This window comes from Streptomyces mirabilis (genome assembly GCF_018310535.1).
GTDB lineage: Bacteria > Actinomycetota > Actinomycetes > Streptomycetales > Streptomycetaceae > Streptomyces.
On record NZ_CP074102.1, the window covers coordinates 7836434 to 7858578 of the forward strand.

At 70.0% G+C, this 22145-nt stretch carries 21 protein-coding genes and 1 pseudogene; 14 read left to right on the plus strand and 8 right to left on the minus strand.

Annotated features, from left to right (window positions below; translation table 11 throughout):
* Positions 1–65: 65 nt before the first annotated feature.
* The 5 genes from SMIR_RS34745 to SMIR_RS34765 all read left to right on the plus strand — a co-directional run bounded on the left by SMIR_RS34745 (position 66) and on the right by SMIR_RS34765 (position 6289).
* Entirely contained in the window at positions 66–1784 is a 1719-nt protein-coding gene (locus SMIR_RS34745) for a hypothetical protein (RefSeq protein ID WP_212727815.1), read from the plus strand.
* Positions 1785–2077: 293 nt separating this feature from the next.
* Positions 2078–3253, plus strand: coding sequence for a N(5)-(carboxyethyl)ornithine synthase (locus SMIR_RS34750; RefSeq protein ID WP_168489713.1), 1176 nt, complete (start codon positions 2078–2080; stop codon positions 3251–3253).
* A 304-nt stretch (positions 3254–3557) separates the two neighbouring features.
* Positions 3558–5048 carry a DEAD/DEAH box helicase gene (locus SMIR_RS34755; RefSeq protein WP_168489712.1) on the plus strand — a complete coding sequence of 497 codons (1491 nt, stop codon included), beginning with the start codon at positions 3558–3560 and terminating at the stop codon, positions 5046–5048.
* Between the two features lie 164 nt (positions 5049–5212).
* A complete protein-coding gene (locus SMIR_RS34760) occupies positions 5213–5368 on the plus strand; it encodes a hypothetical protein (RefSeq protein WP_212727816.1) in 156 nt (51 codons plus the stop codon).
* 273 nt (positions 5369–5641) lie between these two features.
* Positions 5642–6289, plus strand: a complete 648-nt coding sequence (locus SMIR_RS34765; protein ID WP_168489711.1) for a hypothetical protein — start codon at positions 5642–5644, stop codon at positions 6287–6289.
* A 70-nt stretch (positions 6290–6359) separates the two neighbouring features.
* Here the strand turns inward: SMIR_RS34765 and SMIR_RS34770 are convergent, their stop codons facing one another.
* Positions 6360–6710, minus strand: coding sequence for a hypothetical protein (locus SMIR_RS34770; RefSeq protein ID WP_212727817.1), 351 nt, complete (start codon positions 6708–6710; stop codon positions 6360–6362).
* Between the two features lie 90 nt (positions 6711–6800).
* Positions 6801–7002, minus strand: a pseudogene (locus SMIR_RS44410) (RHS repeat domain-containing protein); the annotation flags it as partial.
* A gap of 541 nt (positions 7003–7543) precedes the next feature.
* Here SMIR_RS44410 and SMIR_RS34780 point away from each other — a divergent pair.
* Entirely contained in the window at positions 7544–8305 is a 762-nt protein-coding gene (locus SMIR_RS34780; RefSeq protein ID WP_248003623.1) for a hypothetical protein, read from the plus strand.
* Between the two features lie 48 nt (positions 8306–8353).
* Here SMIR_RS34780 and SMIR_RS34785 read toward each other — a convergent pair whose 3' ends face one another.
* Positions 8354–9118: a dienelactone hydrolase family protein gene (locus SMIR_RS34785; RefSeq protein WP_168489709.1), complete on the minus strand. Its 765-nt coding sequence runs from the start codon at positions 9116–9118 to the stop codon at positions 8354–8356.
* 284 nt (positions 9119–9402) lie between these two features.
* Here SMIR_RS34785 and SMIR_RS34790 point away from each other — a divergent pair, with 284 nt between their 5' ends.
* The 6 genes from SMIR_RS34790 (at position 9403) to SMIR_RS34815 (ending at position 16182) form a co-directional block, all read left to right on the plus strand.
* Positions 9403–10110 carry an SDR family NAD(P)-dependent oxidoreductase gene (locus tag SMIR_RS34790; protein WP_212727818.1) on the plus strand — a complete coding sequence of 236 codons (708 nt, stop codon included), beginning with the start codon at positions 9403–9405 and terminating at the stop codon, positions 10108–10110.
* Between the two features lie 87 nt (positions 10111–10197).
* A complete protein-coding gene (locus SMIR_RS34795) occupies positions 10198–11067 on the plus strand; it encodes an aldo/keto reductase family oxidoreductase (RefSeq protein ID WP_168489707.1) in 870 nt (289 codons plus the stop codon).
* Positions 11068–11195: 128 nt separating this feature from the next.
* Complete coding sequence (locus SMIR_RS34800; protein WP_168489706.1) at positions 11196–11879, plus strand: TetR/AcrR family transcriptional regulator; 684 nt, start codon at positions 11196–11198, stop codon at positions 11877–11879.
* Between the two features lie 466 nt (positions 11880–12345).
* Positions 12346–13482 (plus strand): hypothetical protein, encoded by a 1137-nt coding sequence (locus tag SMIR_RS34805; RefSeq protein ID WP_168489705.1) that lies wholly within the window; start codon positions 12346–12348, stop codon positions 13480–13482.
* 208 nt (positions 13483–13690) lie between these two features.
* A complete protein-coding gene (locus SMIR_RS34810; protein ID WP_212728450.1) occupies positions 13691–14587 on the plus strand; it encodes a serine hydrolase in 897 nt (298 codons plus the stop codon).
* Between the two features lie 239 nt (positions 14588–14826).
* Positions 14827–16182: an MFS transporter gene (locus tag SMIR_RS34815; protein WP_212727819.1), complete on the plus strand. Its 1356-nt coding sequence runs from the start codon at positions 14827–14829 to the stop codon at positions 16180–16182.
* A gap of 36 nt (positions 16183–16218) precedes the next feature.
* Here SMIR_RS34815 and SMIR_RS34820 read toward each other — a convergent pair whose 3' ends face one another.
* Positions 16219–16719 (minus strand): winged helix-turn-helix transcriptional regulator, encoded by a 501-nt coding sequence (locus SMIR_RS34820; RefSeq protein ID WP_211118652.1) that lies wholly within the window; start codon positions 16717–16719, stop codon positions 16219–16221.
* A 171-nt stretch (positions 16720–16890) separates the two neighbouring features.
* Between SMIR_RS34820 and SMIR_RS34825 the strand changes: the two genes are divergently transcribed.
* Positions 16891–17250: a nuclear transport factor 2 family protein gene (locus SMIR_RS34825; RefSeq protein ID WP_168500875.1), complete on the plus strand. Its 360-nt coding sequence runs from the start codon at positions 16891–16893 to the stop codon at positions 17248–17250.
* Between the two features lie 11 nt (positions 17251–17261).
* Here the strand turns inward: SMIR_RS34825 and SMIR_RS34830 are convergent, their stop codons facing one another.
* The 4 genes from SMIR_RS34830 to SMIR_RS34845 form a co-directional block, all read right to left on the minus strand.
* Positions 17262–18035 carry an SDR family NAD(P)-dependent oxidoreductase gene (locus SMIR_RS34830; protein WP_168489703.1) on the minus strand — a complete coding sequence of 258 codons (774 nt, stop codon included), beginning with the start codon at positions 18033–18035 and terminating at the stop codon, positions 17262–17264.
* Positions 18036–18063: 28 nt separating this feature from the next.
* A complete protein-coding gene (locus SMIR_RS34835; protein ID WP_168489702.1) occupies positions 18064–19296 on the minus strand; it encodes an amino acid deaminase/aldolase in 1233 nt (410 codons plus the stop codon).
* The gene (locus SMIR_RS34840; protein ID WP_212727820.1) at positions 19293–20120 is read right to left on the minus strand and encodes an SDR family NAD(P)-dependent oxidoreductase; all 828 of its coding nucleotides are present in this window, start codon (positions 20118–20120) and stop codon (positions 19293–19295) included. The genes SMIR_RS34835 and SMIR_RS34840 overlap by 4 nt, the downstream gene beginning before the upstream one ends.
* A gap of 181 nt (positions 20121–20301) precedes the next feature.
* The gene (locus SMIR_RS34845) at positions 20302–21276 is read right to left on the minus strand and encodes an SMP-30/gluconolactonase/LRE family protein (RefSeq protein WP_168489700.1); all 975 of its coding nucleotides are present in this window, start codon (positions 21274–21276) and stop codon (positions 20302–20304) included.
* Between the two features lie 195 nt (positions 21277–21471).
* Here SMIR_RS34845 and SMIR_RS34850 point away from each other — a divergent pair, with 195 nt between their 5' ends.
* Positions 21472–22065: a TetR/AcrR family transcriptional regulator gene (locus tag SMIR_RS34850; protein ID WP_168500874.1), complete on the plus strand. Its 594-nt coding sequence runs from the start codon at positions 21472–21474 to the stop codon at positions 22063–22065.
* Positions 22066–22145 lie beyond the last annotated feature (80 nt).

The window sequence follows — 22145 nt, forward strand, 5'->3', positions numbered from 1 at the left end:
CGTCAGCAGGGGAGCGTCCGGACCAGGAGACAGGGCCCGTCCTGCGGGCTGCTACGGTCCCTCGCGTGCCCCGTTCCGATCTCCGCCTCCTCGACCGGCTCCGGCGGAGTCCACGCCTGGCCGAACTCGCAGCGTTCCCCTTCGACTTCGACCTCTGCCGGGCCGACCACGGCGAGGACGTCCGTCTGGCATCGGGTGCGCCGCTGGAGGGGATCGCGGGCGACGACACCGGCGGCACCTACTTCCTCTGTGGCGAGGGAGGGGTGCTGTACGCCGACTCGGAGGGTCGTGCGGGACTGATCGCCGAAAGCCTCGCCGACACAGTGGAGTTGGTGACCGGCCTCCCCGGATGGCGGGACCACCTGCACCTGCCGCCGGAAACCGGAGAGGAGGAACTGTCCGCGGCAGCCATCGAGGCGGAGGACAGCATCCGTGCCTCCTACGCCGCCTCCCTCGACGCCTGCCGCGATGAGCTCCTCACCGGCCTCGGGCTCACCCCGCGACCTCCCGCCGAGCTCTTCGCCCGGATGTACCGTGCACTCCGCCGCACCGAGCCGGACCACGTGCTGCTGCTCGCCGACGAAGGCAGCGCCTACCACCTGCTGGACCCGCACCCTCGCCCCTCGCTGCGGGAGGCCCTGCTCGGGGCCTGCCGGGCGGACCTGGCTCGCCTGCGTACCGACCGCGCCGCCTGGCCGACGGTGGCCTTCTCCCCGGTGTCCGGCCGGAGCGACCCGGAGCACGACGCCAACGCGGCCCGCCGCGCCGGTGTGCTGCGCGCGGCTCAGTGCGACCGGCGCGACAACGATCTGCCGCTCATGCGCCATCTCCTCGAGCAGGAGACCCTGTGCCGCAGTGAGGCCCCCTTCGGCGGGATGGGCGAGGAACTGCACCTCGCCGTGTTCCTGGTTGCCCGCCGTCTCTGCGAGGAGGACCTCTCCCGTCTCTACGCCGCTCGCTGCGCCAACTTCGACACCTGGTGCGCCCTGTCCGACCTGCCACTCGGCCGACCGGGCAAGAGCGGCGAGGACGATCTCCGCTGGGAGCCCGAGGCCCTGCAGGCCTGGGTCGGAGCCCTCGACACGCCAGAGTGGTTCGGCGACGACCCGAATTCCGAGCCTGCCGAAACCTGGGTGAACCTCGCCCGTCGCCAGGGCCGCACGGAACTCGCCCGTACGGCCCTCATACGCATGCTCGATGACATCGGGCCCGCCGACATCGGCGAACTTCCCTGGATCGCCGACGAGTTCGCCGAACTCGGCGACTTCCGGCAGGCCTCCCGCGCCCAGCGGTTGTACGTCTCGTGCCAGGACACCGACCTCGCCCGTGGCTTCGCGCACACCCGCCTGTCCGCCCTGGAACGGCAGGCCGGCGACCTCGACCGGGCATGGACGTCGCTGCAGCGTGCGCTCACCACCCTCGACGGGCCGCCGTCCCCGAAGCCTGGCCCGTGTCAGCCCGCACTCTTCGACATCGAGCCGCCCTCCGCCGACGACGACTGGCGCGACAAGGGTGCGGCCTTCGACCTCATCGAGGAACACTTCCAGCTCGCACGCTCAGCCGCCGACTCCGGCAATGCTGCCCTCGCCCACCGGTCCCTCATCACCGGCACGGCTCTTCTCGACACAGTTCAGCGCAGGCCGCCGGCCCTGTACGCCGCGGCCCACGCCGCAGCGCTTGCCTGTGGTGACGGAACCCTGACTGCCCACTACGCGGACCTCCTGTTCCAGGAAGAGCAGCGCATTGCCGAATCCCCATATGACTCGGGCGACGACAACGACTGACTCCCGGCGGCGGCGCCCGTGGGGGACGGGGGTACGGTGGTGCTACCGAGCGCACCTCGCATGCCGTCATCCGTTTCGGCGTCGTTCTCGGGGAACGGCAAGGCCCGGGCCCATGCGGTCCGGCTGGAAATGAGCCGCCCCATGCCTCCTGGCCAGCGCAATTGCGCCGTCTTCCGTATTCCGTCCCGCGCCCCGCGTTAGCGGACCTCTTGGTTCTCACGCTGTTTCCGAGGCCCTCCGGCACCTCGCTTCACACACCCGCGATGAACAAGAGTGAAATGACAAGGAAGCGCATGAGCCTGATGAGCCTGGGAGTGCTTGCCTCCTCCCGCAAGGAGAACGAGTTCCGGTTGCCGTTGCACCCGGGCCACCTCGACCGGATCGCCCCGGACGTACGCGAAAGGATCTTCCTCGAAGAAGGCTACGGCCGGCGGTTCGGCGTCCGCGACGACGCCCTGCGACCGCTCGTGGGAGGCCTGCGCTCCCGAGAGCGGCTCCTCGCGGAGTGCGATGTGCTGCTGCTGCCCAAGCCGATGCACGACGACATCGCCGAGCTGCGCGAGGGGCAGGTGCTGTGGGGATGGCCGCACTGTGTGCAGGACGAGAAGATGACCCAGATCGGTATCGACCAGAAACTGACCCTCGTCGCCTGGGAGGCCATGAACCACTGGACGTCCACGGGGGCCTTCAGTGTCCATGTGTTCCACAAGAACAACGAACTCGCGGGCTATTGCTCGGTGCTGCACGCCCTGCAGCTCGGTGGGCTGACCGGTAGTTATGGCCGCCGCATGCGTGCGGTGGTCATCAGCTTCGGCGCCACGGCGCGTGGAGCGGTCACCGGCCTCGGCGCCATGGGAGTCTCCGACGTCACGGTGCTCACCCAGCGCGCCGCGGCGGCCGTGGCCTCGCCGATGCCGTCGGTCGTGATGGGCCACTTCGAGGAGCAGGAGGACGATCCGTCGCGGCTTCGGGCCCTCACCGCGGCCGGTCCCGTGCCGCTCGCGGAGTACCTGGCCGGGTTCGACATCATCGTCAACTGCATCCGGCAGGACACCGACGCGCCGCTGATGTTCGTCACCGACGAGGAACTCGCCCTGTTCCGGCCGGGCACCTTCTTCATCGACGTCGCCTGTGACGCGGGCATGGGCTTCGAATGGGCCCGTCCGACCACCTTCGGCGAGCCCATGCCCTCGGTGGGGCCGGACTGCCACTACTACGCGGTGGATCACAGCCCGTCCCACCTGTGGAACTCGGCCACATGGGAGATCAGCGAGGCGCTCCTTCCCTATCTCCGCAAGGTCATGAGCGGCCCCGCTGCCTGGGAGGCCGACGCCACGGTCAGAAACGCCATCGAGATTCGCGACGGCGTGATCCAGAACCCGAAGATCCTCTCCTTCCAGCGCCGGTCGGCCGTGTACCCCCACGCCATCGAGGTCCCGGCGCTGCGCCCCGCCGCACAGGTGGCCTGACGACGCCTGGGAGAGTCCGCGCAGCAGGTCTGCGTGGGCTCTCCCGGCCGGTCTGCCGGTCTGCCGGTCGATAATGGTACTTTTCGTGCCCGGGTGCGCGTGCCGTGCTAAAGTTGCCGTCAGTTGTGGTTCCCGTAAACTCCAAGTGCCTTTGATGACTTTATGTCGTCGGGCATTTTTGCATTTCGCAGAGCGTGGACCCCTGGGTACCGCCCGGAAGTCGGATTCGGTTCGTTCTTGCAATTCATTCGGTTTATCGCTGCCGAGAATTCCTCGATACGTGCCATATCGAGGAAGGTTCTCCATGAACCGCTCAGCTCGTACGAGCGACCGTTTTGCCAAGACCCGTCGGCAGGGCGGCCAGGGGCGCCCCGGCGCCCGTTCAGGCGGCGACGGGCGCCGTCCCTCCGCACCGCAGGGCGAGTTCGCGCTGCCGGAGAGCATCACCCCGGCCCTCCCCCCGGTTGCGGCCTTCGGTGAGCTGGACCTCCCCGTCGAGCTGCTGGAGAAGCTCACCAGCCTCGGCGTGAACGAGCCGTTCCCGATCCAGGCCGCCACGCTGCCTAACTCCCTCGCGGGACGCGACGTCCTGGGCCGCGGGCGCACCGGATCGGGCAAGACGCTCGCCTTCGGCCTCGCGCTCCTCGTGCGCACGGCAGGACAGCGGGCCGAGGCCCGGAAGCCGCGTGCACTGATCCTCGTTCCCACCCGGGAGCTGGCCCAGCAGGTCTCCGATGCGCTCACCCCGTACGCCCAGTTGCTGAAGGTGCGGCTGGCCACCGTGGTCGGTGGTATGTCGATCGGGCGGCAGGCCGCCGCGCTGCGGGCCGGGGCCGAGGTCGTCGTCGCGACCCCGGGCCGCCTCACCGATCTCGTCGAGCGCAATGACTGCCGTCTCGACCGGGTGAACATCACCGTCCTGGACGAGGCCGACCAGATGGCCGACATGGGTTTCATGCCCCAGGTCACCGAGCTGCTGGACCAGGTGCGCCCCGACGGTCAGCGCCTTTTGTTCTCCGCCACACTGGACCGCAACATCGACCTCCTCGTCCGTCGATATCTCCATGACCCGGTGGTCCACTCGGTCGATCCCTCGGCGGGCGCGGTGACCACGATGGAGCATCACGTACTGCAGGTGCACGGCGCCGACAAGTACGCCACCGCCACCGAGATCGCAGCCCGCGACGGGCGCGTGCTCATGTTCCTGGACACCAAGCACGCCGTCGACCAGTTCACCAGGCACCTGCTGAGCAGTGGCGTGAAGGCTGCGGCGCTGCACAGCGGCAAGTCGCAGCCCCAGCGCACGCGTACGCTCGCACAGTTCAAGACCGGTCACCTCACTGTCCTGGTGGCGACCAACGTCGCGGCCCGCGGCATCCATGTCGACGATCTCGACCTCGTCGTCAACGTCGACCCGCCCAGTGACCACAAGGACTACCTGCACCGAGGCGGCCGTACCGCCCGCGCCGGTGAGTCAGGCAGTGTCGTCACACTCGTTCTGCCCGGCCAGCGCCGCGACATGATCCGGCTCATGTCCGACGCGGGCATCCGGCCTCACGTCACCCAGGTCCGTTCCGGCGAGGCGGAGTTGAGCCGGATCACCGGCGCGCAGGCTCCCTCCGGTGTTCCCATCGGCGGCGGCCGGCCGGTCGCGGAGCGACCCGAGCGCGGCGGTGCCCCCTTCCGGGGCCTGGGCACCCGCCCGGGACGCGCCGGTGGCGAGTCCCGCCGGGCCGCCGAGGCACGCCAGACGGCCGAGGCCCGCAAGGCCGCTCGGGTTCGTCGTGGCGCGTAGTCCGAGCGCCTGAAGTTACGCGACGGGAGACTTCCAGGTGAACGCCGTCGGCTCCCTGGTCACCGGCCGACCCGATGTTTCCGTCGACACCCACACGGCCCGTTTCTCGTGACCCGCCGATCAGGAGGTCGCGTTGGGCGGAGCCGTGGGAACGGATCCTGTCCGTGACGACCTGCCGAGCACGCCAACTCACGGACGAACCACGGGCCTCCCTCGCCGAGGTTCACCCGGAAGAGGGATGCACGAGTGACGCGGTGACCTGCCTGGAACGCCTCGAACGCATCTCCGCCCGGATGGGCGGCGGAAGGACACGGCTCTGAGGTACCGGCTCGCGTCGGCTTCGGGGACACCGGCCGGTCACCTCACCCGGAGCCAAGACTCACGAGGTCGGCGGCCACGAGCCACGAGAGCGGCCAACTTTGCACCGTCGAAGGCCACATGGCGGTTCGGCGGCATTAGCACATGAGTCGGCCCGGGAAGCACATGTGTCGCACATACCGGCGCGACAGGAGCATCTGGTTCCACTCGTGCGTACTATCTCTACACTGCTGCAGGCCGTGGCAGTTGTGTCCTGCGAGTGATTGGCCCATGTCATGTCTGAAGTCAGCTCCAACTCCCACTCCACAGAACTCACGTCGCAGTACATCGCCCAGGTGACGGGTGACCTTGAGCGCAATGCCAAGGAGCAGGACCGTGTCGGCGCGGAGATCGAAGCCCTGCAGGAGCAGTTGCGTGCCCTGCAGCACGATCACATCGTCCTGGTGAACATGCAGGATGCGCTCGGCGGTTCCAACTCAGCCCCCGGGGCGGAGGCCGCAGTTGCGCCCTCCGTGCCTCACCAGGCCTCTGCCGAACCCAAGCAGAGCAAGGGGAAGAAGGCGGCGGCCGCCACGGGCGCGAAGAAGACGGCGCCCAAGAAGCCCGCCGCCAAGGCCTCGTCCGTGAAGGCCTCGTCCGTGAAGGCGTCCACGGCAGGGGCCAAGCCGACCCTTGTCGAGCTGATCCGAGGACACCTGGAGAAGCAGAACGAGCCGCGTTCCGCCGCCGAGATCACCACCGCGCTCACGCAGGCCCACCCCGACCGCAGCGTGAAGACCACGGTCGTGCGCACCACCCTCGAAGGACTGGTCGCCAAGAGCCACGCCCACCGCACCAAGCAGGGCTCATCGGTCTTCTACACCACGGCAGTTACCTCGGAGCCCGCGTCGGCCGAGCCGCAGCAGGAGGCGGTGTCCGACTGAGCATCCGCAGGAGCCCCTGGCACCGGCATCGGGCCGCGGTCCGGTCCGGTCCACGAGCAGGGCGGTGCCATCAGGAGAGTTCGTGCTGTACGACCCAGTAGTCGTCCTCCTCGGCCGAGGAGGCGCACAGGTGATGGCCGTCCATCCAAACGGCGAGGAACTCGGGGGAGCCCGTCACCGCGGCGATGCGTGAAGGCAGGTGCTCGCCGACCGGGTCAGTGGCTGCTGCCCAGCCGATCTCACTCCCGCCAGACAGGGGCGGAAGGATGGGGAACTCGCCCTTGCCGCCGTACAGCGCACTCGCCGAAGCGCATTGGTGCCACTTCTCGTCCAGCTCATCGGCGGCACGGGGCGAGGAGGCAGGGATGACGGCTCCCGGCTCGGCCTCGAATCCGGTGAACGAGTAGATGGCCGTGTTCACTGTCGGAGCATCCTGTGGCACGGAGGTCTTAGGGGTTGCTCTTCTCGCCCGGCGGACAGGGGGGCAGCGCGTAGGGGTGGACCAGGTATGGCGGAACTTTCCCGTACGCCGACCCAGCGGGTCGTAGGAGTAGCCAGCGGGTGCCGTCCGGGGTGGCCACCGAAGTGACCCGGTCCTCGGCGTCCCACTCGTAGCGCCAGGTGTCAGGTTTGCGCGAGAGGCTGGTCTTCTGGCGGAGGACGACGCGGCCCAGGGCGTCGTGTTCGTAGCGGACGTCGCCGGCCCGGGCCCGTAGTCCAGCGGCACCAGCATCCGGGTGCGGCGGAACTCCCCCAGCGGCGCGGCGAACTCCCGTCGACGAGCCGCCACTTCAGGACCGTCCAGCACGTCCGTGGACGCTCCCGGGAAGACGCCGTGTGCTCCGGCACGGCCGGGCGGCCCGCCAGTTCCGCGTAGTCCGAAAGCCGTGACCTTGGAATTCGCGGCTCTCCCGCCCCGTCGCCCTGCTCAGACTTGCGTCCCATCGTCACGACCGCACACAACACGTCGCAACGGCGCCCGCGTCACACCCCTGTCACAACGGAGCACGGATCGGAGAGACAGGGAGCAGGCACGGGCCGGGGGCTCCGTGATGCGGGCTATGTCGCTCTATACGATGAGGCGTCCTGCGGGGGGGTTTGGGGGAGAGACCATTGGGTTGGGCGGTCGACGAGCGTCGCGGTGATGGCGGGGACGGTCATGCGTGCGGCGACGGGTTCGGCGAGGACCGGTTGCCGCACGCCGCGAGTGACGAGGCGGGCGTGCGGCCGCGCGGCCCACTGCGCCGGTTCGCGTTGTTCGTCGGGCGCACGCTGTACGGCGAGTGGCACGGCATCGTCGTGGATCCGGTACGGCAACTCGTGCGCCGTGGGCTGTCCGGACTCCTGTTGGCGTTCGTGGCCGTCTTCGGGGTCATCTTCTTCCACGCGCTCGCCCAACACCCCACCGGTGCGGTGATCGTGCGGCTGGCCGGCGGCGTGAAGGCCTCCCTGCCGCTGCCCCTGGCCCTGCTGCGTACTCCGGTGTCGCTGTACGTGCCCGCCCTCGACCTTCCCGTGTGGGCGGGCATCACCCAGCTGTTCTTCGCCTTCGCTCTCGCGGAACTCGCCCTCGGCCGGGCCCGGACACTGGTCATCTCGTACGCCACCACCTTGGCCGGCACCCTCACGGTCCGCGTGATGATCGCACTCGGCCCGGGCTGGTGGGGGCTCGGCCTGCCGCCCGAGATCGGGCAGGTGCTCGACACCGGGCCCTCTGCCGCGGTGGTGGGACTGTTCACCTACCTCTCGGTCATCCGGCGCGCCCCCATCGTGTTCGCGCTCACCGGCGGCTCGATGGTGTGGGAGTCGATCGTCAAACCCAATCTGGCTGGCCGTGAGCACCTGATCGCCGTGGGCGCCGCGATAGTCCTGGCGGTGCTGCACGGGCGCTGCCGAAGACTGTGGGATTCCCTCGGTGCCCTGCTTTTCTCGGCATGGTCACGAAGTGGCCTGGAGCGGCTGTTCCCGCCACGTGGTGCGAGGCGTACACAGGGCGCAAGGGCTCAACCACGCTGAGGGTCCCGACCGGAGACGGCCGTCCTCGTGATCGGTGGAGCGACGTGTTCAGAGGGCGCGGTCGAGGAGGTCGAGCAGGGCTGCCCAGTGGCGTTCGGTGGCTTTGGCGTCGTACGCGGCGGTGTCGGCCATGGTGTAGCCGTGGTGCGCGCCGGTGTAGACCTTGCTGTGGTGGCGGACACCCGCCTCGGTGAACGCCTTGTCGAGGCGCTCGATCTGCTCGTGCGGCAGCGAGGCGTCCTGGTCGGCGTGGCCGAAGTACAGCTCCGCGGTGACCCGGCCGGCGAGCAGGTGCGGGCTGTCGGGGGCATCGGTCGCCAGCCGGCCGCCGTGGAAGCCGGCCGCGGCCGCGACCCGCTCGGGGTAGGTGCCGGCGGTGCGCAGGGCCAGGCCGGCGCCCATGCAGTAGCCGGTGATGCCGACCGGTCCGTCGGCGGCCTGCGGGCAGGCGGCCAGCCAGGACAGATAGGCGTCGGCGTCGCGCATGGCCAGCTCGGGGGTCAACTCCCGGATGATCGGAAGGAGTTGTTCGAACAGTGCCGGACGGTGGTCCGCGTCGATGACGTCGGGCAGTTCCAGTACCGGTGCCGGCCCGTGGCGGTAGAGGAGGTTGGGAACCAGTACGGTGTAGCCGGCCCCGGCGAGCCGGTCGGCCATCTCCTTCAGCCGGGGGCGCAGTCCGAAGGCGTCCATGTAGAACAACACCGCGGGGTGGGCGGTGTTGTCGTCGGGGTGGGTCAGATAGGCGTCGGCCGAGCCGTCCTGAGTGGGGATGTTCACGGAGGTTCCCCGTACTTCACGTACCTCGGTCATGGGCGTCCCTCTTCTTCTCTCGGGTGGCTCTAGGGCGTCTTCCGGGCGATTCGGGGTGCCGCGCGAATCTCCGCGGCCACCTGATCGCGGTGGTCCCGTCGTGCAGTCTGGCACTCGTGGTGCGGTCGGTTCGGCAGGGCCTCGCTGTCGCCCCTGTGGCCGGAGCCGCCATCACGCGCAGACAGATTCCAGGCGCGCCGCCGGACGCGTACGAGCCTGGTACCGACAGTCCCAGGAAGGCGGGGCTACTGGCTGTGAGCATGGTCCGGTCGCAGGGTGGAGTCATGACGACAACACTCATCACCGGAGCGAACAAGGGTCTCGGCTACGAGACCGCCCGCCGGCTCGTCGCCGCGGGCCACACGGTCTACGTCGGCAGCCGGGACGCCGAACGCGGACGCCGGGCCGCCGAGCAGCTGGGCGCCCGGGCCGTCCAGCTCGATGTCACCGACGACGCGTCGGTGCAGGCGGCCGTGAAGGCCATCGAGGCCGAGGGTGGGCTCGACGTACTGATCAACAACGCGGGCATCGAGTCGAGGGGCGAGGGCAACTCCGTGATCGGCGCCGCGGATGTGACCGCCGACGTGATGCGGGAGACGTTTGAGACGAACGTCTTCGGCATGGTGCGCGTCACCCACGCCTTCCTCCCGCTGCTCCAGGGCTCGGCCGCCCCGGTGGTGGTCAACGTCAGCAGCGGGCTGGCCTCGCTGGCCCGTGTGAGCGATGCGGGCACCCCGGCGCACGCCTACCCGGGCGTCGCCTACCCGGCTTCCAAGACCACCGTCAACATGATCACCGTGCAGTACGCGAAGGCGTTCCCGAACATGTGGATCAACGCGGTGGAGCCCGGCTTCACCAAGACCGACCTGAACGGGAACACCGGCATCCAGACCGTCGAGCAGGGCGCCGAGATCATCGTGCGGACGGCGCAGATCGGCCCCGACGGTCCCACCGGGGGCTTCTTCGACGCCGAAGGCACCCTTCCCTGGTAGTCCGAGCCGGTACGTCACCTCGTACGCGTGCCAGACCCTGACCGCCCCTCCGCCACTCAGCCCCACCGAACCAACAGGAGCACCGACATGACCGCGCAGTCTCTTCCCGGCGGAACGTTCACCATGGCCAAGGACCTGACGGTCACCCGCATGGGATACGGCGCCATGCAGCTCGCCGGTCCGCACGTGTTCGGGCCGCCGGCCGACCGGGACGCCGCCGTGGCCGTCCTGCGTGAGGCGGTCGAGCGGGGGATCACCCACATCGACACCTCCGACTTCTACGGCCCGTACGTCACCAACCAGATCATCAAGGAAGCGCTGCACCCCTACCCGGCCGGGCTGCACATCGTGACCAAGGTCGGAGCGCTGCGGGACGCCGAGGGAGGCTGGCCGAAGGCGCTGTCGCGCGACGAGCTGCGCCAGGCCGTGCACAGCAACCTCGACAACCTCGGCCTGGACGCACTCGACGTCGTCAACCTGCGGGTCGGAGGGCTCGACGCCCCCGAGCCGGGTTCGCTCGCCGAACCGTTCACCGTGCTCGCGGAGCTCCAGCAGGAGGGGCTGATCAGGCATCTCGGTGTCAGTACCGTCTCCGCCGAGCAGATCAAGGAAGCCCAGTCCATCGCGCCCGTCGTGTGTGTGCAGAACTTCTACAACCTCGCGAACCGCGCCGACGACGCGTTGATCGACTCCCTGGCTGAGCAGGGCATCGCCTACGTGCCTTACTTCCCCATCGGCGGTTTCTCCCCGCTGCAGTCGGACACCCTGCACGCGGTCGCCGGCCGGCTGGGGACCACTCCGGTCGCCGTCGCCCTGGCCTGGCTGTTGCAGCGTTCCCCGAACATCCTGCTGATCCCCGGCACCTCCTCGGCGGCACACCTGCGCGACAACATCGCCGCTGCCGCCCTGGTCCTTCCCGAGAAGGAGCTGGCCGAGCTGAACGGGATCGCGGTGTGAGGAATGTGGGGTCGTTGCGCCGTGAGGCACGGACGCAGCGGCCCCGCGGCGGTGTCCGGCGCGCCGTGGGCCCGCATCGTTCGATACGAACTTGTTTTTCACGAACATGTTCGTTACCATTGTGCGGCATGACTCCAGAGAAGTCCGCTCCGATCAGCCGACGGGAACGCCCGGCGAAGCCCGCCCTGACCAGGCAGGGAATCATCGACGCCGCGCTGGCGATCCTTCGTGACGAGGGACTGGGCAAGGTGACGATGCGCCGCATCGCGGCGGCCCTCGACACCGGGCCCGCGTCGCTCTACGTATACGTCCGCAACACGGGTGACCTGCACGCGCAGATCCTCGACTCCCTGTTGGGTCCGGTGAAGGTGCCCGCGCCGGAGGCCGGTAGCTGGCGGGACCGGATGAAGGCGCTGCTGGCCAGCTATGGAGAGGTGCTCTTCCGGCATCCGGAGATCGCCCGGATGGCGATGTCCACGCAGCCGAGTGGCCCGAACTACATGGCGCTGGCGGATGCGATCCTCGGTCTCCTCGACGAGGGCGGGGTGTCGGGCCGGGAAGCGGCCTGGGCCCTGGACCTGCTGCTGCTGTATCCCACCGCCGTGGCCGTCGAACACAGCTCCCCGAAGTCCGCCACGCAGGAGGCCGAGTTCTCCGCCCTGGCCGCGAAGATCGCCACGGCGGACCCGGCGCGCTACCCCCACATCGCCCGGCTCGGCGACACGCTCGTGTCGGGAGACGGCCCGAGCCGCACCGACTGGGCTCTGGACGTCATCCTGGACGGAGTCCTCGCCGCGGCCTCTCGTGCCTAGGCCGAACAGCGCGGCTGGTGAGAGTGGGGTGTGTGTTTCCCCTGTGTTGCAAGTCGCGCCCGAATGTATGTTTAGGGTTGATCCGTAAGCGCGGGAAAGCCGCGAGGGCCGTGACCAGGCCCTCGGAACATGTCTCCGGCCGTACGGACAACACGAGTTGAGTGCCTCGTACCTGAGCGTGGTTGTCGTGGCGGCAGGCGCATGAGTGCCGGAGCCCGCGGGGAACCGCCCGCGGTCTGTGCCGCGGGTGCGGGAACGACAAGGGGTGTTGATGGAAGGCGCGGATCTTCCAGTGGGGGACCGGTGTGCGCCGGTCAGTGACGTCACCGATCAGCCGGCGCGGTAGGCGCCTGTGCGGTGGGACGAGGGCCGGAAGGACGCCGGGGGATCGACACGGGCGCAGGACCTGGAGCAAAGTCACCGCGGAACGGGTGGCCGCGCCGCGGGACGGGCCGTCCCCTGGGTCATGCGACAGGAACGCAAGGGCATACGTCCCCATATCGTCGTCCTGGCGGCGTGGACGTTGCTCTGGTTCCTGTTGGTGCAGAGGCACGGGGGGATCTCCTGGCACTACCTGCGAACCGGAGGCCAGCTGCTCTTCGGCGGCGTTCCCGGTGGCGGCCTGGCCATCTACGCCAACCATCCGGAGTTGCAGATCGGCCCCGTGAGCTTTCTGGCGGCCGCGCTGTTCACCCCGCTGCCACCCCACGTGGCGGAGGTGCTGGCTGAGGCGGTGATGTCCGCGCTCGGCCTCTACATGCTGGTTCTGGTCGGCCGCAGCGCCGCCGACCACAACCGCGGCACGGGACTCAACCACCGCCGACTCCAGCAGCGAGTGCTCGTGGCGGGGGTGGCCTTCATCCCGATGTGGGTCGAAGTAGCGGTCCGTTTCGCCCACTTGGACGACGTACTCGCGTTGTTCTTCACCACTCTGGCCGTACGTGCCCTGGTGCGGGGCCAAGGGCGCACGGTGGGCATCATGCTCGCGCTGGCGGTGGACTCGAAACCCTGGGCGCTGGCGTTCGCGGCTCTGCTGCTCGCCCTGCCGGCCGCGCAACGACGCAACTCCGCGCTCTGGACGGTCGGCCTGGTGGCCGTAGCGTGGCTGCCGTTCTACGTCACCCATCTCAACTCGGCAGCCGCCGCCCGATTCACCATCGCCAACCAGCCTGCCTCGGCGCTGCGTTGGCTGGGCGTGCTGGCGCCGGCCACGCCCTGGTGGGACCGTCCGGCCCAAGTACTCCTGGGACTTGGTCTCGGCGCCCTGGCGGTACTCAGAGGCCGCTGGCCCGCGGTCGTGCTGCTCGGCGCCGACGCCCGCATCGCACTCGACCCGAGCGTCTACACGTACTACAGCGCCTCGATCCTGCTCGGCACCCTGCTGTGGGACGCGGTCGGGCAGCGCCGCCTGGTGCCGTGGTGGAGCTGGATCGCCCTGCTCTCCCTGTACGGCAGCACGCTGCTGGTGCCCTCCGACCGTGTCTGCGGCCTGATCCGGCTGGCGTTCGCCGCCGGTTCGGCGGCCTACGTCCTGCTGGGGCCCGTGCCACGCCGCCGGCGACCCGTGCCGGAGGCTCCTGCTCCGGCGGCCCCCCAGGCGTGAACGCCGCCGCGGTGACCATCCGCAGGGATGAATGGGTTGATGAATGTCACACGGTTAAAAACCTCCGAATTCAGACATATCGGTATTTACCGTGCACCCGGGTCTCTTCCGTCCCTGTAGCGTCGCCGTCATTCGGGAATCGGGATGTGCCTGTGAACGGGCTCCCGATGTGACCGCAGACACAGAGCAGGGAATCTTCATGCCGGACATGCACGCACTGCGCCGCGCGCGGCGCGGACTGGCCGCGACCGCGGCCGCCGGGACGGTGCTCACGGCGCTCTTCGCCGCCACCCCGGCCCGGGCGAGCACCGCCGACGCCACCTCCGACGCCACCGCCACCGTCGGCGGCTCCCAGGTGAAGTGCACCTCGCAGCGGCCGGGGCTCGCGGCCCGGCTGTCGAAGGACATCGCGGGTGCCCTGCACGGGCGGGACCGTGCCACGGCGCTCGCGCTCTACGACCGCACCACGGGAACCTCGTGCAGCTTCCGGGCCGACACCGCCTTCGACTCGGCGAGCGTGGTCAAGGTCACGATATTGGGAGCGCTGCTGCGCCAGACCATGGAGCAGCACCGGGCCCTGACCGCTCACGAGGTGGAACTGACCACCGCCATGATCACCAAGTCGGACAACGACGCGACGAACGCCCTGTGGCACCAGATCGGCCACGCCGGCATCCAGCACTTCCTGAGCTTGGCCGGGATGGGGGACACCGTCCCCGGGCCCAAGGGGTACTGGGGGCACACCCAGGTCACGGCCGGTGACCAGCTGAAGCTGCTCCGACTGCTCACCTCGGACAACTCCGTCCTCGACCGGGACGCGCGTACGTACGCCCTCCGGCTCATGAACCGGGTCGTCCCCGAGCAGCGTTGGGGGACGCCGGCCGGGGCCCCCGCGACGGCGACCGTTCAGGTCAAGAACGGCTGGCTGCCGCGCGACACCCACGGCTGGCGGGTGCACAGCGTCGGTGTGTTCACCGGCGGCGGTCACGACTACGGAATGGCCGTGCTCTCCCAGGACAACCGCGCGATGGCCGACGGCGTCGCGACCGTCGAGGGCGCCGCCCGTGCCGTCAACCGGGACCTGAACACATCAACTGCCGCGTAGGTATTCCCCTTTCGCGCCGATCAGCCGGACGTTAGGGTGCGGGCAGCGAGTCTGATCCCCGAGGAGTAAAGACATGCCCGGTCGTCCGAGCGCGCGTTGACGTCGTAGGCCCTGAGCGGCCCGTCATCGCGTGCTGCCCTTGATGTGCGGCACAGCGAGCCTTCCCCCACCTGAACCGTCGGCGTCCTCGTCGTGCGCCGGGTGGCGGGCTCTGTCTTGCGCGATCCAAGGGGTTTCCTGTGCCGGACGCTTCCTCCTGTCCGTCCTCGTCATCCGCCTCATCCTCCTCGCCATCCTCCGCGTCCGGCTCGGGGCGTGCTGTTCCACAGGCCCTCCGGCGCGACGCGGACTTCCGCCGGCTGTGGGTGGGGCAGACGGCCTCCCAACTCGGCGAACACGCGAGCCTGGTGGTCCTCCCGCTCATCGCGATTCTGACACTCGACGCCGATGCCGGCCGGTTGGGCGTCCTCCGCGCGGTGGGGCAGGCACCGATCCTGCTGTTCGCGCTCCTCGTCGGCGCGTGGGTGGACCGATGGCGGACCCGCACGGTGATGGTGCTGGCGGACCTCGGCCGGGCCCTGGCGCTGGGCGGCGCCGCCCTGGCCGGACTCCTCGGCGGGCTCGGCATGCCGGTGCTGTTCGTGGTCGCCTTCACGGTCGGGACCCTGTCGGTGTTCTTCGACGTGGCGTACCAGGCCTCTCTCGTACGACTGGTGGAACGCGACCGGTTGACGTGGGCCACCAGCGCGATCGAGGGCAGCCGCTCGGCGGCGCAGATCGTCGGCCCCGCCCTGGGCGGCGCGCTGATGTCACTTCTGTCGGCGCCGATCGCCGCCGCGTCCTGCGCCGTGTCCTTCGTGCTGTCGTTCTTGTCGATCCGGCGGATCCGGCGCCGCGAATCGGTTCCCGAGCGCTCGGGGCGGGCCCCTCGGGTCTGGTGCCGGATCCACGAGGGCCTGCGCTTCGTCGCCGGGGACGCCTACCTACGGACCGTGGGCCTGGCCTCGGCCGCCTTCCAGTTCTCCTTCGCGGCGATGATGACCGGCTATCTGCTGTTCCTGCCACGGGACTTGCACCTGTCGGGCGGCGTCGTGGGGCTGACACTCGCCGCCACGGGGCCGGGCGCGCTCCTGGGTTCCGTGCTGTCCGCCCGGCTCCCGGGCCGGTTCGGTCACGGCGTGGTGCTCGTGTCGGCGGCGGCGCTCGGCGACGGCGTGATGCTGTGCGTGCCTGCGCTGCGCGGCCCCTCCGCGGTGACGATCCCCTCGCTCGTCGCGGTCAACTTCGTGTTCGGGACCTTCGGTCAACTGGTGAACGTCACGGTCATGGCCGTGCGGCAGGCCGTCACCCCGGACGGGATGCAAGGCCGCGTGGCCGCGACGATCACGTTCGTCGGCATGGGGGTCACCCCGCTCGGCTCGCTGCTCGGCGGCTTCCTCGCGGGGGAGTGGGGACTGCGCACCAGCCTCCTGGTGACGGCCGCCGGCCTGACGCTGTCCCCGGCGCTGATGGCCCTGTCCCCACTCGCCCGACTGGGACGCGAGCTGCCCTCACGGGACGTGCCTCGCCGCCATCGCCCCCCTCCGCCCGGCTGAGCGGTCGCCGGGGCGGCGCTCAGCCGTCGGGGCCGCTCACCTCGCCGTCGTCGACCCGTTCGTGTAGCGGGCACGCATGGCGGGGCTCGCCGCCGGGCCCGCCATGAAGACGAAGGCGTCGCTGTCGTCGAGCCGACGGCCGGTCCTGGCATCGACGACGACGGGCTCGACCTCCTCGCCGCTGTCCGCGTCGACGAGGATCATGCTGCGGTCCTGCGGTGCCAGCCGGGAGTTGCCCCAGGCGGCCAGGGCGACTATCACCGGGCGGAGTGAGCGACCGAGCTCCGTCAGGACGTACTCGTGGCGTACGGGGTTGGTCTGGTACGGCCGACGCTCCAGCAGTCCGTCCGCGACGAGGCTCTTGAGCCGGGCCGTGAGCATGCTGGAGGAGATTCCCAGGTTCTCCTGGAACTGGTCGAAGCGGGTGTAGCCGTCGAAGGCGTCGTGGAGGATCAGCAGCGTCCACCACTCGCCCACGTGTTCCACCGTCGTGGACAGCGGGCACTCCCGGTCCTCCAGCCTGATCCGGCTCGCCACGGCGACCGCCCTTCAGTTACTGCTAAAGTCGAAGTTAGTAGGTTCTATTTTAGCAGTAACGAGGCGGCGGTGTTCGGCATGCCCGCACCCGGGAACGGAGCGCGGCGTGACCACGGTGTGCACCGCCCTTACCGACAGCACCTGAAAGACGCCACCACCGAGAGGCCCGCCATGCAGCACGACCAGCCCCAAGTCATCCCTCCGGAAACCCTGCCCGAGGTGATCACCCGCTACCTCACGGCGCACCGCGCCCACGACACCGCCGTGGCCATCGCCACGTTCACCCAGGACGCCACGGTGATCGACGACGGCAACACCTACCAGGGCACCGCCGCCATCGAGCGGTGGCTGAACCGGTCGGCGACCGAGTTCACGTACACCATCGATCTCACCGGGGCCGAGCGCACCGACGCGACGCACTACACCGCCACGCACCACCTCGAAGGCGACTTCCCCGGCGGAACCGTCGATCTGCGCTACCGGTTCACGCTCCGCGGCGACCTCGTGGAACGCCTCGTCATCGAACCCTGAACCGATTCCAGCTACTGGAGCGAGGCCAGTTTTCGAAGTATCAGGGCGGAGAGCGGCGTGGGCAGGGTGCGCAGGGTGCGGACCAGGGTTGTCGTGGTCCAGGGGAAGTACGCCTGTGCCGGTTCTCTTTCCAGGGCGCGTACGACGTGTCGTGCCGCGCGGTTCTGGCTGATCTGGAAGGGCTTGGGGAGACCGTCGGTGCCGACGCGGTCGGTTGCGACGAAGCCCGGGTGGATGCTGGTGAACCGGATGCCGCGGGGCGCGAGTTCGACGCGTGCGGTGTCGATGAGGGTGCGTGCGGCGGCCTTCGCTGCCGAGTACGGACCCTGGCGGGGGATGCCCATCAGGCCGGCCAGTGAGTTGGTGTGAGCGATCAGGCCTCCGTTGCGCTGGGTTTTCATCTGTGCGATCAGCGGGACGAGATAGTGGACGACGACGTCGTAGTTCAGGGCCGTGATCCGTGCGATGTCGGCCACGGTGACCTGGTCCATGGACATGTCCGGTCCCTGGCCTGCATTGAGGAGCGCGATGTCGACGGATCCGTACTCCGCGACGCACGCGGCCACCACCGCGGAGGCCGCCCCCGGGTCCAGGGCGTCGGCGGCGATGTCCAGGCAGGCGCTGCCCGCGGCTCGGATCTCCTGGGCCACGGAGGCGAGTTCGGGGGCGCGCCGTGCCGTGATGACCAGCTGGTTGCCGCTGCGCGCGAGTTGGCGTGCCACCTCCGCGCCGATGCCCGAGGAGGCGCCGACGATCAGGACGGTTCGGCCGGTGACGCGGGTCATGGTGTCACCTTGTCCGCAGGACAGGCCGTCACAGGAAGTGCCGGCCCTCACCCCGGTACGTCGGTACGGTGTCGACCACCTCGCCGCCGCTGACCAGATGGAGTTCGCCGACCCGCTCGCACAGTTCGCCTGCCTTGGCATGCCGCAGCCACACCCGGTCACCGATGCGCAGGACCTGCGCGGGCTTGCCGAGCAGCGGGGTCTGCACCTCGCCCGCCGCTTCGGTGGCGGTGACGCGCAGGCCGGGGGGCCAGGCCAGGGTGGGCAGCCGGTCCTTGCCGGGCGGGCCGGAGGCGATCCATCCGCCGCCCAGGAGCGTCGCGATCTTCGGGGAGGGCCGGCGTACGACGGGCAGCACGAAGTACGCGGCGGGGACCGGCCGGAAGGACCGGTAGAAGTCGAACAGCCCGGGACCGTACAGGCCGGAGCCCGCCGCGAGTTCGGTGACGGCGTCCTCCCGCGTGGTGGTCTCCAGGCTGCCGGTGCCGCCGCCGTTGACGAACCGCAGCGGGGCGACGGCACGTACGGCGGCGACCGCGGCCTCCCGTCGGCGGCGCAGTTCCTCGACGGACGAACGCTGCATCGCGCGCACGACGGCCCGCTTGAGCAGGGAACCGGGCTGGTTGTCGCCGAGGCCGGCGACCTGGCCCTCGTACCCCATGATCCCGGTCAGTTCGAAGCCGGGACGGGCCGCGACCTCGCGGGCGAACGCGGCCGCCTCCCGCGGGGTGTGCACCGGGGACCTGCGCGGCCCGAGGTGGAGTCGGCCGCCCGCCAGTCGCAGGGCGGCGTCCAGCTCCAGGCAGACGCGGACACGGGTCTGCCTGGGGCCGGTCGCGGCGTCCACGAGGTCCAGGTGCTCGACGGAGTCCACCATCAGGGTGATCCGGGAGGCGAGCCGTTCGTCGGCGGCCAGCCGGCGCAGCGCGGTGGCGTCGGTGGTCGGGTAGCCGACGACGATGTCCTCGAACTCCTCGGCCAGCCACAGGGCTTCGGGCAGCGTGAAGCCGAGGATGCCCTGGAACCCGGGGCGGGCGAGAGCCCGGCGGATGAGGGCGCGCGACCGCAGCGACTTGCTCGCGAGCCGTATCGGTTTGCCGCCCGCGCGGCGTTCGAGGTCGACGGCGTTGGCGTCGAAGGCGTCCAGATCGATGACGCCGAAGGGCGGCTCCAGGCCGGCGGTCGCCGCCCGCAACCGGTCGAAGCGCCCCTGTTCCGCGGGGGCGGACCGGTCCGGGGTGGTGGCGGTGTCGGTGGTCATCGGCTGTCTCCTCGCTCGCGCACCACGGCCGCGGCCGCGGTGGTGCTCCTACTACGGCGTTCCGCCATGGCCGCCACCTTGGGGATCACGAAGCACATCAGCCGGGGGAACACCCCGGCGACCCGCTGAACGCGTCCGCCGACGGCGGGGTGGACGACTTCGACCGGCTTCTTCACGATCGCGTCGACGATGACCGAGGCGACCTTCTCGGGGGTGAGCGGCTTCTCGGCGAAGGTGATCACCGCGCTCGGGTCGGCCATCTCCTGCTCCAGCATCGGCGTCCGGGTGCCGGGCGGGTGGATGATGCTGAACGTCACCGGTCCGCCCCGTTCCTCGATCGCCACGCTGTGGTGGAAGGCGCGCAGCCCGTGCTTGGTCGCGCCGTAGGTGGTGTAACCGGACAGCGGCAGGAACGAGCTCATGCTGCAGACCGTGATGATGTGCCCGTGCCCCTGGGCGCGCATCCGGGGCAGCGCGGTCAGCGTCCCGGTCATCGGGCCGAGCAGGTTGACCTCGACCATGTGGCGGTGCTGCTCCAGGGACAACTGGCGTGCGTATCCCGTGTGGATGATCCCGGCGTTGTTGACGAGAACCTCGACAGGGCCGAGCCGGGTCGCGACGGCGTCGAAGGCCTCCTCCCAGGCGTCCCCGTCACGGATGTCGAGGGAGACAGCGCAGGCGTCGGGGCCGAGTCGGTCGGCGAGGCGGGTGGCCCCGGCCAGGTCGATGTCGGCGAGGGCGACCCGGTGGCCGCGTCGCACCGCCTCGCGCGCGGTGGCGGCGCCGATGCCACTGGCCGCGCCGGTCACCAGGACCACGCTCATCGCGGCCTCCCCTCGTGGGTGCCGCCGCTGCCGAACGAGGTGTCGTGGACGCCGGTGCCCGTTCGATGTCCGTGCATGAGAACTCCCAGGAGGCGGGCGGAGGATGGGCCCGTGGACGGAGTGCGTGTGTCCGCGAGCGGAAGGGCGGCCCCGCTGTCGGGGGAGGCCCGTGCGCCCGCGGTCACGACGGCAGGACGTACGCCTCCAGCCGTGCGCCGTCGAGCTGTGCGGCGCGCTCCGGGTCGTCGGTGGGGACGGTGGCGGCGTACAGGGTGTCGCCGCGCGGGCCCGCGACCAGGCAGCTGAGCGTGCGTTGGCTAGTGGCGACGCGGTCCAGGATCGTGCCGCCGGGGCCGACCCGGACGCATTCGCCGCGCAGCGCGTTGGCGACCCAGGCCGTGCCGTCCTTGCCCGGTGCGATGCCGTCCGGGGCGATGGGGGTGTCGGAGCGGTCGGCGATCGCCTGGTGGTCCAGCAGGGAGGAGACACGCCGGGTGATCCGGCCGCGCAGCCCGGGACGGTTGAGGGACTTCCATAGCCAGGCCGGGACCAGCGGAGCCCAGGGGCGTGGCGGGCCGAGCCGTCCGTCCGGCAGCACGGGCAGTGCGGTGAGCCGCATCGCCAGTGTCTCGGCGACCAGCAGGGTCCGCCCCTCGTCGATGAGGATGCAGCCGTTGGGGAACACCAACGGCTCGCTCAGGCCCAGTAGTTCGCCCTCCGGCGACAGACAGGCGAGCGGGGCCCTGGGCGGTCCCGGCGGTGCGTAGAGCATGGCGTTGGGCTGCTGTCGGACGAAGCCGTGGTAGTCGAAGCCGAAGTTGCCCACGTAGGCGCGGCCCTGCCCGTCGACGAGCATGTCGTTGACCGGGCCGCCGGCGATGTCCCCGAGGTCCGCGTGCACGACCAGGGAGCCGTCCGGCTCCAGCCGGTGGACGCGGTGTCCGTCCATCGAGACGACCAGCATTCGCCCGTCGGGCAGCCAGCCGAGGCCGCCGGCCCGGCCGGGGACCTCCACCACGGTCTCCGGCTTCCCGAGGGTGTCCCAGCGGTGCACCGTCCCGTGGGCGAAGTCGCAGAACCACAGCGCGCCGTCGTGCCAGCGCAGAGACTCCAGTGTGCCGAATCCGTCCAGAACGACAGTGGCTTGCGGTCGCACTTCCGCCTCCAGAGGGGACTCGCGCCAGATGTCAGGTGCCGATACGGTCGCCCACCGCGAAGAAGTAAGTCAAGAGTCTTGGACGATTGACTTACTTCTCGGGCGGATCCGCGCTCCGAGCTGACGCGCGGCCCGTGGGTCTGGCTATCCTGACGGACGAACCCGCAGGTGAAGAGGGGAGATCGTGTGTCCCGTATGGCGGCGAGCGACCGGAGGGCCGAGCTCCTCGAGGCCGCGATCCGGGTCATGACGCGTGACGGCGTGGCCAAGGCCACCACCCGTGCGATCGTCAACGAGGCCGGTATGACCCTCGGGGCGTTCCACTACTGCTTCGACTCCAGGGCGCAGCTTCTCGAACGCGTCACCGAGACCCTCACCGAGCGGTATGTCGCCGAGGTCCGGGGCCTGTTCGCGCCGCACAAGGACATCCGCGACAGCGTCCTCGACAGTCTGCACGCGTTCTGGAAGGGGTTCGAGGCCAACCCCGGTGAGCACCAGATCAGTTACGAGCTCACCCAGTACGCGCTGCGCAATCCCGGCTTCGAGAACATCGCCAGGAGGCAGTACGAGATCTTCCTGGCCGCCTTCGCCTCCCTGCTCGAACTGGCCGCCGACAACGCCGGGATCGAGTGGACGCAGCCCGTGCCGATCCTCGCTCGGTACGTGCACTCGGTGATCGACGGCCTCAACATGACCTGGCTCGTCGACCGCAACAGCGAACACAGCCAGGCGGTTCTGCACCTGCTCGCCGACCACCTTCTCCAGTACGCCCGGCCGTCGGCCGCCTGACGCGTGCGCCGTCGGCGGCTTGGAATACGCTATGATCGATCTTGAGCAGACCGCTGGAAGTCTCGGCGGTAGGCCTCGCG

Bases quoted from the DNA above. Each gene is read 5' to 3' on its own strand.
- SMIR_RS34750 (WP_168489713.1), top strand. From the start codon at position 2,078: ATGAGCCTGATGAGCCTGGGAGTGCTTGCCTCCTCCCGCAAGGAGAAC.
- SMIR_RS34755 (WP_168489712.1), top strand. From the start codon at position 3,558: ATGAACCGCTCAGCTCGTACGAGCGACCGTTTTGCCAAGACCCGTCGG.
- SMIR_RS34765 (WP_168489711.1), top strand. From the start codon at position 5,642: ATGTCTGAAGTCAGCTCCAACTCCCACTCCACAGAACTCACGTCGCAG.
- SMIR_RS34785 (WP_168489709.1), bottom strand. From the start codon at position 9,118: ATGACCGAGGTACGTGAAGTACGGGGAACCTCCGTGAACATCCCCACT.
- SMIR_RS34790 (WP_212727818.1), top strand. From the start codon at position 9,403: ATGACGACAACACTCATCACCGGAGCGAACAAGGGTCTCGGCTACGAG.
- SMIR_RS34795 (WP_168489707.1), top strand. From the start codon at position 10,198: ATGACCGCGCAGTCTCTTCCCGGCGGAACGTTCACCATGGCCAAGGAC.
- SMIR_RS34800 (WP_168489706.1), top strand. From the start codon at position 11,196: ATGACTCCAGAGAAGTCCGCTCCGATCAGCCGACGGGAACGCCCGGCG.
- SMIR_RS34805 (WP_168489705.1), top strand. From the start codon at position 12,346: ATGCGACAGGAACGCAAGGGCATACGTCCCCATATCGTCGTCCTGGCG.
- SMIR_RS34810 (WP_212728450.1), top strand. From the start codon at position 13,691: ATGCACGCACTGCGCCGCGCGCGGCGCGGACTGGCCGCGACCGCGGCC.
- SMIR_RS34825 (WP_168500875.1), top strand. From the start codon at position 16,891: ATGCAGCACGACCAGCCCCAAGTCATCCCTCCGGAAACCCTGCCCGAG.
- SMIR_RS34830 (WP_168489703.1), bottom strand. From the start codon at position 18,035: ATGACCCGCGTCACCGGCCGAACCGTCCTGATCGTCGGCGCCTCCTCG.
- SMIR_RS34835 (WP_168489702.1), bottom strand. From the start codon at position 19,296: ATGACCACCGACACCGCCACCACCCCGGACCGGTCCGCCCCCGCGGAA.
- SMIR_RS34840 (WP_212727820.1), bottom strand. From the start codon at position 20,120: ATGAGCGTGGTCCTGGTGACCGGCGCGGCCAGTGGCATCGGCGCCGCC.
- SMIR_RS34850 (WP_168500874.1), top strand. From the start codon at position 21,472: ATGGCGGCGAGCGACCGGAGGGCCGAGCTCCTCGAGGCCGCGATCCGG.